The sequence below is a fragment of the Exiguobacterium sp. SH0S2 genome, assembly GCF_004337185.1.
GTDB lineage: Bacteria > Bacillota > Bacilli > Exiguobacteriales > Exiguobacteriaceae > Exiguobacterium > Exiguobacterium aurantiacum_A.
Genome location: NZ_SJVB01000003.1, coordinates 35705 through 48243, shown reverse-complemented (window position 1 = coordinate 48243; position 12539 = coordinate 35705). Strand labels below are relative to the sequence as shown.

Genomic DNA, 12539 nt, shown 5'->3' with positions numbered 1-12539 from the left:
GAAAAACAAATATGTCATAATTTTGTTAAAGTTCTGACAATTCCATCTTGTTGAAAAGGGGAAAATGAACATGAAAAAAAGTTTTCTAGCATTATGTATCGCAGCACTGGCTGCATTTTCGGTCGCCTGTGGCGCCGACGTCAATGAAGGCGGGTCATCGTCGACGAATGAGGAAGACGACAAAGTCCTCGTCATGGGGACGAGCGCGGATTACTTCCCTTATGAGTTCGTCGATACGGCGAGCGGTGACGAGATCGTCGGATTCGATATCGACATCGCCAAACAAGTGGCCGACAACATGGGCTATGAATTGAAAATAGAAGATATGGACTTCGGTAGCTTGCTCGGGGCCTTGAACGCCGGACGCGTCGATTTCGTCATGGCGGGCATGACGCCGACTGAAGAGCGGAAAGAGAACGCCGACTTCACAGATATTTACTTCACGGCGAAAAACTTGATTCTATCAAAAGGCGACGCGATTCAAACGCTTGAAGACCTAGACGGGAAACAAGTCGGCGTCCAGCTCGGTTCGATCCAAGAAGGGATTGCCAAAGACCAGATCCCCGGCGCGGAAATCGTCGCCTTGAACAAGATCCCTGAGATCATTCAAGAGATCAAGACAGGCCGCATCGACGCAATGGTCATCGAAGACACGGTCGCGAAGAAGTACCTCGACCAAGACAGCGAGCTAGCGACGTTTGAAATCGTTGACGAAGAAGAAGCCGGCTCGGCCGCGGCTTTCCGTAAAGACGATGAGCTCCGCGATCAGTTCAACGAAGAGTTGAACAAATTGATCGAATCAGGAGAAATCGAGAAGTTAGCTCAAAAATGGTTCGAAGAAGAGGCAGCACCAGCTGAATAATTATGGATTAAGGCTGACTGAAAACATCAGTCAGCCTTTTTTAGGAGGAACTTATAATGGATTTTAGTCGGATTTATGATTCTATGCCGTACATTCTTGAAGGGATCCCGGTCATGTTCCAAGTCGTGCTCGTCTCGGCGCTGTTCGGGATCACGTTCGGTGTCGTCGTGGCCACGTTCAAGATTGTGCCGAACCGTCTCGTCAACTTCATCGGACACGCCTACACGGCCGTGTTCCGGGGAACACCGCTCATCTTGCAACTCGCCATCATCCACTTCGGCTTGCCGCAGTTGACGGGCTTTATCACGACACCTTATCAATCGGCCGTCATCGCCTTCTCGCTCAACTCGGCGGCGTACATCTCGGAGATCATTCGGGCCGGGATTCAAGCGGTCGACAAAGGCCAGTGGGAAGCGTCTGACGCACTCGGTGTCCCTTATGTCAAACAGCTGCGCTCGATCATCTTGCCGCAGGCGTTTAAAAACATCTTGCCTGCACTCGTCAACGAGATGATCACGCTCACGAAAGAGTCGGCACTCGTCTCGACGGTCGGCGTCCTCGATATTATGCGCCGGGCCCAAATCGTCGGAGGACAGAAGGCGATCTACTTCGAACCGCTCCTGTTCGCCGGTGTGATATACTTTACGATAGTAATGGTGTTGACATACTTTGGTCAACGTCTTGAAAAACGGTTAAGAAAGAGTGATGGCAGATGATACAAGTAAAGGATTTATACAAACAGTTCGGTGACCTTGAAGTGTTGAAAGGGATTACGACTTCGATTGAAAAAGGAGAAGTCGTCGCTGTCATCGGTCCGTCGGGTTCCGGTAAGTCGACGTTCTTACGTTGCTTGAACATGCTCGAAGTGCCGACAAGCGGAACGGTCAGCGTCGCCGGATACGAGTTGACGAAAAAAGGGGCCAACGTCTCGAAGGCACGGCAAAATATCGGGATGGTGTTCCAACAGTTCAACTTGTTTCCGCATATGAACGTGCTCGACAACTTGACGTACGCACCGATCAACGTGTTGAAAGTCAGCAAGGCTGAAGCGATCGAACGAGCGAAGACGTTGCTCGAGCGTGTCGGATTATCGGAGAAGATCGATGCTTATCCGAGTCAGTTGTCAGGCGGACAAAAACAACGTGTCGCGATCGCCCGGGCGCTTGCCATGGAGCCGAACGTCATGCTGTTTGACGAGCCGACGTCGGCGCTCGACCCGGAGATGGTCAATGAAGTGCTCGACGTCATGAAAGGACTCGCCGATTCAGGGATGACGATGGTCGTCGTCACGCACGAGATGGGCTTTGCCCGTGAAGTGGCTGACCGTGTCCTGTTCCTTGATGAAGGCATCTTGATGGAGGAAGGCAAACCGGCCGACCTGCTCCTCAACCCGCAGACGGACCGAGCCAAACGGTTCTTAGAAAAAGTCTTGTGATGACACGTTCCATCTGACACCAGAAAGGGAGGATTCGAATGAAGATCACTTACTATGGCCATGCGACAGTCCAGCTCGATATCGACGGAATGAGCGTCTTGATCGATCCGTTTTTGACGAGTAACCCGCATACAGACGTCGACCCGGCGACATTGACAGCCGACTACATCTTGTTGACGCATGCGCATTTTGATCATATCGAGGACGTCGAACTGATCGCGAAAGAAACGGGCGCGACGATCGTCGCGACACATGAACTCGCGACCTATTACGAGAAAAAAGGCTATTCGGTCCACGGCATGAACATCGGGGGCGGGTATTCCTTCCCGTTCGGCCGTGTGACGATGACGCAGGCGTTCCACAGCTCGAGCCTTGACATGGGCGACGTCCCGGTCTATATGGGGATGCCGGGGGGCTTCATCATCGAGACGAACTCGCTGACGCTTTACCATGCGGGTGATACGGCATTGTTCTCGGACATGAAACTGTACGGTGAACGGTTCGAGATCGACGTCGCCTTCCTGCCGATTGGGGACAACTTCACGATGGGGCCGGTTGACGCGCTCGATGCCGCCCATTGGCTGCAGGCGAAACGAATCGTCCCGATTCATTTCGATACGTTCCCACCGATCAAACAAGATGCACGTGCCTTCTGTGACCAGTTACATCAGCGCGGTCTGTTGATCGAACCGAACACGACGATCGAGATTTGATGGCGCGTCAAGCGATTCAAGCGACCGAACGCTTCGTGACGAAGCTTCATACCGGGGATCATACCGGGCATGACATGAGTCATCTCGAACGGGTGCGTCGGCTCGCCGAACATCTCGCTGAAGGGATGGCGGTCGACCCGCTCGTCGTCACACTCGCGGCGCTGCTTCATGACGTCGAGGACGCGAAACTCGGTCGAGCCAAAGGGCTCGTCCGGCATCATCTCGAGACGATCGCCCTCAGTACAAGCCAGACGGATCACATACTCGCCGTCATCGCGGAGACGTCGTTCTCGCAAGGCAGACTGCCGACGACGCTCGAGAGTGCGATCATTCAAGACGCAGACCGGCTCGATGCGGTCGGTGCGATCGGCATCGCCAGGACGTTCCAGTATGCCGGATCACGTGGCACACCGCTCTATGATCCGGCCGACCCGTCGAGCGCCATCGCGCATTTTAGTGACAAACTGCTCTTGCTCGCAGACGGGATGCATACGGACCGGGCGAAAGCGATCGCCCGCGACCGTCACGCGTTCATGACGTCTTTCTTGAAGCAGTTCGAGGCGGAATGGGTTGGCGAAGATATGTAAAACGGCCGAGGAGGGATCCTCGGCCGTTTGGCGTTAAAATGGATGTTTATTGAGCCAATGCCCGCCGTCGAGCGAGATGCATTCACCGTTCAAGTAACGCATCTCATCCGACGTCATCCAGAAAGCGAGGTCAGCGATCTCTTCCGGTGTCCCGAAGCGGCCGAGCGGGACGTTGCGGCGGATGCGCTCGACTTCTTTGACGTGGACGGCGAGTTTGTCGGCCCCGCCAGTCCGTTCGATCGGTCCCGGGCTGATCGCATTCACGCGGGCCCCGAACTGATAGCCCCATTCGACGGCGAGCGTCCGGGTCAAATTCAGTACGCCTGCTTTAGCGGCGGCGCTTGGTGCGACACCAGCACCTGCCTGCCACGCGTACGACGCGACCATGTTGATGATCGAACCGTCACGGAGTTGTTCGCGCTCCCAGTGCTTTCCGAGGACGTGCGTACAGTTGAACGTGCCGTTCAAAACGATGTCGATGACACTCGTCCAACCGTTCGGTGTCAAATCGAGCATCGGGCAGACGAAATTGCCGGCGGCGTTATTGACGAGCGCATGCACCGGACCGAATCGTTCGACAATCTGATCGAGCGCTTGGGCGCACGCCTCGTAATCGCGGACGTCGTGTTGGACGGGTAACGCTTGACCCGCACCGATCGCCTCGAGTTCACCCATCGTTTCTTGCAGGCGCTCTTCGTTACGGCCGCTGATGGCAACGTTCCAGCCTTCGCTTTTAAATTTTAGCGCCATCGCTTTCCCCATGCCGGACGAACCGCCGGTAATCCAAATCGTTTTCAAATGAATCTCCCCCTTTGAATGAATGGTCGTTCATTTTTAGTATTCGGGTTTGACTCTAGGGATTCCTGCAAAAAAAAAGCGACGGCCGTTTGGCCGTCACTGGAGCTGTTCCAAATAGTTTAATCCGAGCTTGCGGTCGATGCGATACATCGTCCCGGCGACTTTCTCGCCCCAATACGGGTCCGAGGCGTAGAAGACGTTGACACCTTCTTGCTTGTTGCCGGGGAACGGGCCGCGGTCGTACGATCCGGTCACATACTTCTCGGCGAACAAGCGGGCCGCAGCATCGACACTCGCCTCGATTGAAGCGAACGTCGAGGCGTTGCCGCTCGGGTCGTCATCTGTCGCTTTGAACCCGAAGAGATTATTTTTATCGCGGGCGATCGCGGACGTCCCGTATCCCGACTCGTGACCGGCGACGGCGAGTAAGAACAGGGCGTTAATACCGAACTCGGCTTCGGCGTCCTTGAAGGCATCACCTTTTCCGGTGAGCGGACTGTCACCGAGCGTGGCGAGAAATTGATCGAGTTCGCGGGCCGAGTACGGCGATTTGGACTGAATCGAGGCGAATTGGTACGGTGAATCGAAGACGTCCCGGACGTTTTCGGTATAAAACCGGTCCGACGTTTCCTGCGGGGCGGGTCCGACCAAAAACGTCCCAGCCAAGTTCCCGTTCGCTTCAACGGTATGGAGCACTTGTCCGTCCCGCATCTCGTAATAGCCGCGTTTCTCGACGACGGCGTCCGGGTATAGCGTCATGTCGGCCAGCGGTACGTACACGTCGGCACCGGAGATGGTGACTCGCAAATGGTCAGAACCCTTTCCGACGAGCCTAAGCCGGGTGCCGCCGGCGACGTACGACTGCCGCTCCTTGAACGCGGCATCTTTATACAGGTTCGTGACCCGGTCAGTCGGCGTGACGGCGATGCCGGTGCCGGTAAAGTCGATGACTTCGCCGGACGGGCCAAGCAAGGCGCGATTGCCGCCGCGTTCCATATAGGTGCGGGCTTCAGCGAGCGACTCGAAGTGACGGGACGAGACGTCACCATCTGCGAACGTCTCGACGGTGTACGTCCCGTTGCCTCGCTCTTGTAACCAAAGAAAGCCGAAGATGGCAAGTGCTAAGCTGAGCAGGGCGGGCAAGAGCCGGCGTCGTTGTTTTTTCTTCAATAGGATCACTTCCAAACTTGAGGATTGCCAAACAGAGAAAACTAGTAAACAATTTTGTATGAGAGGAGGGAATGATATGAAAATTGGTACACGTACGTTAAAGACGGCGGTCGCGGCTGGGATCGCGATGCTCATCGCTGAGACGATCCATCTCGATTATTACGTCTTCGCGGCCATCATCGCCATCCTCAGTATCCAAGAGACGCGCAAGAAGTCATTTCGGGCCTCATATGAACGTGTCATGGCAAGCTTGCTCGCCATCGGGATGGGCGCGTTGATGTTCACGCTGCTCGGCTATTCGCCGGCGACGCTTACACTTTATTTTGTCATGTTCATCCCGCTCGTTCAACAGCTCAAACTGCAGGACGGCATGATCACGAGTGTCGTCATCTTGACCCATCTGTACACCGAAGGACGGTTCTCACTCGACTTGTTCTTGAACGAACTCCTGTTGATCGCGATCGGGGTTGGCGTCGGACTCGTCGTCAACATGTATATGCCGACGCTCGATAAAGACATCGAGCGCATTAAAGAGAGTATCAATCGGGCGCTCGCGGTCCACTTCTATGACGTCGCAGCCTGTGTCGAGACCGGTGTGTACAATAACCATTCGATGATGCTGTTGAAGACGCGTGACTATTTAAAGAACGGGAAAGACTTGGCCCTCCGCCGGATGGGAAACTCGATCGGGAAGCGCAACGAAGACATGGACTATCTATACTTCCGGATGCGCGAGCGCCAGTACGACATTTTGAAGCGGATTGCTGATAATGCGCGGGAGATCACGATGGTCGTCAATGAGGCGAAACCCGTCGCCACATTTTTACGCCGCGTCGGCGACAACGTCAACGAGCAGGCTGACGCCTCGGCGTTTCTTCGCGAGCTCGAGGAAATCATCGACCATTATCGAAAAAACGTACCTCTCCCCACATCGCGTGAGGAATTTGAGGTACGCTCGTCGCTGCTCAATATTTTGTCAGATGTGAAGAGTTACTTGATCTTGAAAGAACGGTACATTCTCCTGTTACAGGAACATGGCCATCCCCGACAAAAACGTGCTAAGCAAGAAGATTGATACGATGACGACGACGCCGATTTGAATGATGCGTTGTCGTTTTTGTTGTTTTTTTCTCATGAGGATCCTCCAAAACGTGTTTGACCTCATTGTACAGAATGGAAAAGGTTCGTGCAAACGACATGAGTTTGTTATAATAACCAAGAAATGTTTGGATGGAGGGATGTTTTTATGGTAAACGAGACACGTGTGCTGGACACATTTTTACAGTTGGTCAGCATCGATTCAGAGACAAAAGAAGAAGCGGTCATCTGTGAGCATTTAAAGTCGGTCTTCACAGAACTCGGATGTGACGTCTACGAAGACGACGCATCGACAAAAACTGCGCATTCAGGAAACAATCTTATCGTCACGTTGGCTGCGACGAAACAGGGCGTTGACCCGATTTACTTCACGGCCCACATGGATACGGTCACACCAGGTAAAGGCATCAAAACGAGTATTAAAGACGGTTATATCGTCACAGACGGGACGACGATTCTCGGTGCCGACGACAAGACGGGGCTTACAGCGATGATCGAACTCGTTCGGGTCTTGAAAGAGGAGGCAATTCCACACGGTCAGATCCAGTTCGTCATCACGGTCGGTGAAGAATCGGGTCTCGTCGGTGCGAAAGTGCTCGACCTCTCGAAAATCGATGCGAAATTCGGTTTCGCCCTCGACTCGGACGGACCGGTCGGCGATATTATCGTGGCAGCTCCAACCCAAGCAAAAGTGAACGCGAAAATTTACGGGAAGACGGCCCACGCCGGTGTCGCCCCAGAAAAAGGCGTCTCGGCGATTCAAATCGCAGCAAAAGCGATCGCAAAAATGAAGCTCGGCCGGATCGATGAAGAGACGACGGCTAACATCGGACGCTTCGAAGGCGGACGCGCGACGAATATCGTCTGTGATTACGTCGAAGTGCTCGCCGAGGCCCGTTCGCTTATCCACGATAAGATGGAAGCGCAAGCTGAAGCGATGAAGCAAGCGTATATCGAAGTTGCTGAGACGCACGGTGGTCGTGCTGAAGTCGAGATTGACATCATGTACCCGGGCTTCAAGTTCGAAGAAGGCGACGAGGTCGTCGAAGTGGCGAAGTCAGCGGCGACAGCGATTGGACGTCCGATTCGTATCCTTCATTCGGGCGGGGGCTCAGATGCGAACGTGATCGCCGGTGGAGGCATTCCGACGGTTAACCTTGCTGTCGGGTATGAAGAAATCCATACGACGAACGAACGCATGCCACTCGTCGAACTGTATAAGTTAATTGAACTCGTTGTTGAAATTGTCGAGCAAGTCGCAACACGGGAAACAAACTAAAAAAAGAGCCGACGCTAAGTCGGCTCTTCCTATGTGTTCGTGTGTTTATGCGGCGAACTCCAACGATTCTAAGACGAGTTCGTCTGAGCAGTGAAGTTCGGTCGCTATGTCGTGAATTCGGATCGAGGTGCCTGCATCTTGTTGGTGTTTGCGATTCATTGAAGTCGCTCGTTCCCGAATCACTTCATACAAAGCATCGGAATGTTCAACTTTATTCATCACGGATCACATCCTTTTCAACGAGTGACTCAAGTATAGCATGGATTAGGCTAGCAGAAAGGACAAATATATTTATGAAGTTACATTTTTTAGGAACTGGTTCAGGCATGCCTTCGAAACAACGGAACGTTTCCGGGCTCGCACTTACATTGCCTAAACAGACGTGGCTGATCGATTGCGGGGAGGCGACCCAGCACCAGATTCTCCATACCACGATCAAACCGCGAAAAGTATCGGCTGTTTGGATCACGCATCTACACGGGGACCATGTCTTCGGGTTGCCAGGTTTCTTATCGACGCGTTCCGCCCTCGACGGAAAGGATCCGCTCACGCTGTACGGGCCGCGTGGCATCAAGCAATGGCTCGAGCTGACGTTGAAACTGACCGGTTCATATTTAGGCTATGACCTGACGATTGTCGAATATGAGGACGGGGACACGTTCGAGCAAGACGGTCACCTCGTCACGGTGCGGAAGCTCGCGCATCGCTTTCCATCTTACGGGTTTCGCATCGAGGCACCGGCGCGTCCGGGGACGCTCCTCGTCGACAAAGTGAGAGCACTCGGTATTCCGAGCGGTCCAGTCTATCGGACAATCAAACAAGCAGACACGTTTGAATTTGCAGGGAAAACATACGCGTCTAAAGAATATGTCACAGAATCGGTCCGTGGAGCGATCGTCGCCATCTTAGGGGATACGACTCCGTGCGAGAATGCATTCGTGCTCGCACAAGCTGCCGACGTTCTTGTCCACGAGGCGACGTTTATGCAAGGGGAGTCAAAACTTGCGAGACAGTATGGTCACTCGACGACGGTCGAAGCCGCAAGGCTCGCGAACGAGGCGGGAGCGGGCCGGTTGATCGTCACCCATATCTCGGCCCGCTACCAAGGCCGGGAAGCAGAATTTGAGGCCGAGGTCGTGTCTGGGTTTGCGGATAGCCATGTGGCAACCGACTTTTCCGAGTTTATAGTGGGGGATTGATGTGACAATACAACTATACGTTTGGCTAGGTTTCATCGTCATCAGCCTGTTGCTAGGTGTAAGATTGAATCAGTTGAAAGAGCCAGAACCGAACTTTTTCGCCAAGTTCTTATTCTACTCGTTGCTCGGAATCGTTTCGTTTCCGATCGGCGGGTTTCATATCCCAATCGGATTTTTGATGTCATTCTTGTTCTTTCCAAAACGAAACAGCCGGTATAAATGGTACGGGGCACTCGTCGGCTTCTTCTTCTTCATCGTTTTACTGTTCGTACCTTTGTTCGACCAATCCGAATTCCGGGCCGAATCTCAACAAATCGGGCCGGTGTCGGTGCAAGACGAGTCGTTCGACCGGATGACAGATACGATTTTACGCCGGATCAACGGCGAGGTGATCAAGCTCGATCGTAGCAAGATAGTCGTCGACCGGGACGGTGAACTGCAGTCACTCGAGTATTTGCTCATGGTCGAACGCAGCAGCTCGTTCCAGCAAATCCGCATCAACTATGACGACTCAGGGGAACTTGAATATCGTCAAGTCGATGAGATGAACAAAAGTTCCGGTCGAGCCTTTTTCGAGAAGCTCGTTGACTTCGAACACGTGATCGAAGCCGTACGGGGGACAGCGTGGGAAGACTTTGCCAAACAAGTCGAGGCACCGCTCTTGCAGCTCTCATTTGACGGACTGTACGACATGTACACGTTCGAGAACGAAGCGATGCTCATGATCAACCGGGACGGACGAATCGTCAAATTCTGGCTCCAGCGCGAACCCGTGCTCGCCAACAGTATTCAATTGACCGGTTTGACCCGTGAAGGCAGAACGACAGGCGAAAAATATACGATTCTTTACAACTACTCCATCCACCAACGAGAGGATTTGACGGATCAATGAAAAAATTGCTCATCATGGGTATGATGATACCTTTATTGGCAGCTTGTGCTGGAGAAGAGACATCGAACGGACAAAGTGAGTCTTGTGACGTCGAACCGACAATTTCCGTTTACGACGCGTCGACAGAAGAGACGTTGTACCATGAGAAAAGTGTCTGCCTAGAGGATGGGTCGACGGTGCTCGATGCCCTCAAGGCGACAGAATTGCCGATTGATTCGGTCGGAAGCGGGGAGATGACCTACGTCACGGCAATCGACGGGATTCAAGAAAAATCGGCCGGTCAGTCATCTGGTTGGGTGTACGCCTTTAACGGCAGCCCTGGCGATGAAGGGGCGGCTGCAAAAGAAGTCGAGTCCACCGATATTATCCAATGGCGGTTTGAAGAAGATGCGATTTCTTTCTTCGAATGAGGCGGATTGGGAGCGTAGACATGCTGTCACGCTCCTTTTCTTTCTACTCGTCCATCTGTACGTCTTGATCCATGTGAACGGTTCGTTAAGTCTGCTCGCCGGGCTGGTCTTGTTGTTACTGTTGGAGCGGCGCTTTCCCGTCGCGATGCTCGGTCTGCTTGTCGCGTTCGCGCTGATCTCGCTCGCACCGATTTTGCTCCAGTGGGACGTCTCCATCCGTGCGCTCAGCGACCAAATTGTCCGCTTGGCGACGTTTTTATTCGGAATGGTTTGGGCGAGCCGTTTCATGCGATTAGAACGGCTATTGCCGCTCTTGCGACGCTTTCCGCAATCGACCCGGTTGCTGTACGGTGCTTGGGCGCTCGTCCCGTCGATGGAACGGGCCATCCGTTTGTCGCTCCGCAGTCACCAGCGACAAGATTGGCGAGAAGCGATCGTCGTCGGGATTGACAGCCAGCGCCGTGAACCCGTATACGCGTTGCCGCGCCTACGTTCATTCCAAGGCGATGATCTCGTTCATCTGTTCATCCTGTTTATTTGCTTTGTGGCGGCGCTTAAGTGGTCACCACTCATCTGGTTGCTTTACCCGTATTTGACGAAAGGAGGGGTGCGAGATGCATTGGTTATCCTCAGAGCACGGACGTCAGCAAATTGAGGAGTGGGTCGCTTCAGAGCGGGCCCATATCGTCAATCTCGATGACCCGCTCGCCGGTTCGGTCGCCTCACTGCTCGCCGGTGATGATGCGATGCGCGGCGCCGAACTGGCAGCTCTCTTGCAAATCGATCATCTGTCCAAAAAACGATTTGATGAATGCTCGAGCGGAGAACAACAACTCGTTCGAATCGCTCACGTGCTCGGCGAAAATCCCGATGCGCTCGTTCTCATCGAGCCGTTCCGTTATCTCGATCGATTCCGCAGCGAACACCTGTCGATGCTGCTTCGGCGGCTAGGACAGCTCGGGATTAGCGTCGCTTATACGGACCGGTCGCGTGAAGGCGGTGCAACACATGCGTTTACGATCGTAAAGTCGTCTAGTGAAGCATCGATTAACGTCAAAGACGTTTCCTATCGTCATCCGTTGCAACCCACCTACGCGGTCGAACACGTGTCGTACCGGTCTGACGGACCAGGGTTAACGGTGTGCATCGGGACGAACGGCAGTGGCAAGTCGACACTCCTAGAACTGATGGCGAAGAGTCTGCGTCCGCTATACGGGAAAGTGAAGTTATCAGAGCGGCCGCTCTATCTTCCGGCAGACCCCGAGTACGGGCCGTTCCCAAAAGCGTTGAATCGACGGGTCGAACAGTTGCAGGCGGTACTCGCGTCCACGTCGTCACTCATCGTCCTCGACGAGCCGACGGTCGGACTGTCGGAGAACGAACGCGACGCCTTCGTTGCGGCAATCGTACAAAAAGCCGAGACGGCGCGTGTTTTATGTGCGACCCACGATGAACGCTTGATTGCGGCGGCAGGTCATGTCTTATGTATGGCGAGCGGAGCGGTCGTGTTTGACGGCACGCGCGAACAGTACGTGGATCGGAGTACGTTATGGTCACTTACGTCCTCGCCCTCGTAACCGCGTTCGCACTTTTGTCGAAGTTTGAGCGGACGAAGTCACCTATTTCTGTATTGACGCAGCTTCTTGCGCTCGCCGTCATCGGACGGTGGCTTTTCATGGCCATACCGAACGTGCAACCGACGACCGCATTATTGATGCTGACCGCGCTCTATTTTGGATGGACGAGTGCAGGCATGCTCGCTTTATTCGTCCCGATTTTATCTGGACTTTTACTCGGGCTCGGTCCGTTCGTTTTGTATCAGTTTCTCGGTTGGCTGCTCGTGATCACGCTCGTTTACTTGTTACGACCGATCTTGTTACGGTCGCGCATGTTACTTTGGTCAATCGGGCTCGGCTCTGGTTTTTTATTCGGCTGGACGGCGAACTTGTCGTTCGCGGAAGTGATTGGAGCCGACTTTATCAAATTGCTCATCCTTAGCTTGCCGTTCGATTTGGCGCATGGAATCGCAAACGTCTTCTTTTTGATCGTCCTACATGATTTATTCGTTCGCATATTTGTCCGAGAAGACGGGTAAA

The 12539-nt window shown here is 53.6% G+C and carries 16 protein-coding genes; 13 read left to right on the top strand and 3 right to left on the bottom strand.

Features of this window, described 5'->3' with window-relative positions; all coding sequences use genetic code 11:
- Window positions 1–70 precede the first annotated feature (70 nt).
- From EVJ21_RS08895 to EVJ21_RS08875, 5 genes are read left to right on the top strand one after another with little or no spacing between them, the layout of a single operon-like run.
- The gene (locus EVJ21_RS08895) at window positions 71–862 is read left to right on the top strand and encodes a transporter substrate-binding domain-containing protein (RefSeq protein WP_131463712.1); all 792 of its coding nucleotides are present in this window, start codon (window positions 71–73) and stop codon (window positions 860–862) included.
- Between the two features lie 56 nt (window positions 863–918).
- Window positions 919–1578 carry an amino acid ABC transporter permease gene (locus EVJ21_RS08890; RefSeq protein WP_201738347.1) on the top strand — a complete coding sequence of 220 codons (660 nt, stop codon included), beginning with the start codon at window positions 919–921 and terminating at the stop codon, window positions 1576–1578.
- Window positions 1575–2297, top strand: coding sequence for an amino acid ABC transporter ATP-binding protein (locus tag EVJ21_RS08885; protein WP_070327076.1), 723 nt, complete (start codon window positions 1575–1577; stop codon window positions 2295–2297). The genes EVJ21_RS08890 and EVJ21_RS08885 overlap by 4 nt, the downstream gene beginning before the upstream one ends.
- A 38-nt stretch (window positions 2298–2335) precedes the next feature.
- Window positions 2336–3010 (top strand): metal-dependent hydrolase, encoded by a 675-nt coding sequence (locus EVJ21_RS08880; RefSeq protein ID WP_131463710.1) that lies wholly within the window; start codon window positions 2336–2338, stop codon window positions 3008–3010.
- A complete protein-coding gene (locus tag EVJ21_RS08875) occupies window positions 3010–3597 on the top strand; it encodes an HD domain-containing protein (RefSeq protein ID WP_131463708.1) in 588 nt (195 codons plus the stop codon). The genes EVJ21_RS08880 and EVJ21_RS08875 overlap by 1 nt, the downstream gene beginning before the upstream one ends.
- 33 nt (window positions 3598–3630) lie before the next feature.
- Here the strand turns inward: EVJ21_RS08875 and fadH are convergent, their stop codons facing one another.
- Together fadH and EVJ21_RS08865 are read right to left on the bottom strand one after the other, a co-directional pair.
- Window positions 3631–4401 carry a 2,4-dienoyl-CoA reductase gene (gene fadH, locus EVJ21_RS08870; RefSeq protein ID WP_201738976.1) on the bottom strand — a complete coding sequence of 257 codons (771 nt, stop codon included), beginning with the start codon at window positions 4399–4401 and terminating at the stop codon, window positions 3631–3633.
- 90 nt (window positions 4402–4491) lie between these two features.
- On the bottom strand, window positions 4492–5574 hold the full coding sequence (locus EVJ21_RS08865; protein ID WP_236633383.1) for an N-acetylglucosaminidase: 1083 nt from the start codon (window positions 5572–5574) through the stop codon (window positions 4492–4494).
- A 67-nt stretch (window positions 5575–5641) separates the two neighbouring features.
- On the opposite strand from EVJ21_RS08865, the gene EVJ21_RS08860 reads away from it, so the two are divergent.
- Window positions 5642–6640 (top strand): aromatic acid exporter family protein, encoded by a 999-nt coding sequence (locus tag EVJ21_RS08860; protein WP_131490366.1) that lies wholly within the window; start codon window positions 5642–5644, stop codon window positions 6638–6640.
- Between the two features lie 171 nt (window positions 6641–6811).
- A complete protein-coding gene (locus EVJ21_RS08855) occupies window positions 6812–7942 on the top strand; it encodes a M20/M25/M40 family metallo-hydrolase (RefSeq protein WP_131463704.1) in 1131 nt (376 codons plus the stop codon).
- Between the two features lie 45 nt (window positions 7943–7987).
- Here the strand turns inward: EVJ21_RS08855 and EVJ21_RS15450 are convergent, their stop codons facing one another.
- Window positions 7988–8161, bottom strand: coding sequence for a hypothetical protein (locus EVJ21_RS15450; RefSeq protein ID WP_167615642.1), 174 nt, complete (start codon window positions 8159–8161; stop codon window positions 7988–7990).
- 74 nt (window positions 8162–8235) lie between these two features.
- On the opposite strand from EVJ21_RS15450, the gene rnz reads away from it, so the two are divergent.
- From rnz to EVJ21_RS08825, 6 genes are read left to right on the top strand one after another with little or no spacing between them, the layout of a single operon-like run.
- The gene (gene rnz, locus EVJ21_RS08850; protein WP_131458475.1) at window positions 8236–9141 is read left to right on the top strand and encodes a ribonuclease Z; all 906 of its coding nucleotides are present in this window, start codon (window positions 8236–8238) and stop codon (window positions 9139–9141) included.
- Window position 9142: 1 nt separating this feature from the next.
- Window positions 9143–10033: a hypothetical protein gene (locus EVJ21_RS08845; protein WP_131490365.1), complete on the top strand. Its 891-nt coding sequence runs from the start codon at window positions 9143–9145 to the stop codon at window positions 10031–10033.
- A complete protein-coding gene (locus EVJ21_RS08840) occupies window positions 10030–10443 on the top strand; it encodes a DUF4430 domain-containing protein (RefSeq protein WP_071397690.1) in 414 nt (137 codons plus the stop codon). The genes EVJ21_RS08845 and EVJ21_RS08840 overlap by 4 nt, the downstream gene beginning before the upstream one ends.
- The gene (locus tag EVJ21_RS08835; protein ID WP_131490364.1) at window positions 10421–11098 is read left to right on the top strand and encodes a hypothetical protein; all 678 of its coding nucleotides are present in this window, start codon (window positions 10421–10423) and stop codon (window positions 11096–11098) included. Before EVJ21_RS08840 ends, EVJ21_RS08835 begins: the two co-directional genes overlap by 23 nt.
- On the top strand, window positions 11058–12020 hold the full coding sequence (locus EVJ21_RS08830; protein ID WP_131490363.1) for an ATP-binding cassette domain-containing protein: 963 nt from the start codon (window positions 11058–11060) through the stop codon (window positions 12018–12020). Before EVJ21_RS08835 ends, EVJ21_RS08830 begins: the two co-directional genes overlap by 41 nt.
- A complete protein-coding gene (locus EVJ21_RS08825) occupies window positions 11993–12538 on the top strand; it encodes a hypothetical protein (RefSeq protein WP_131490362.1) in 546 nt (181 codons plus the stop codon). Before EVJ21_RS08830 ends, EVJ21_RS08825 begins: the two co-directional genes overlap by 28 nt.
- Window position 12539: the final 1 nt, after the last annotated feature.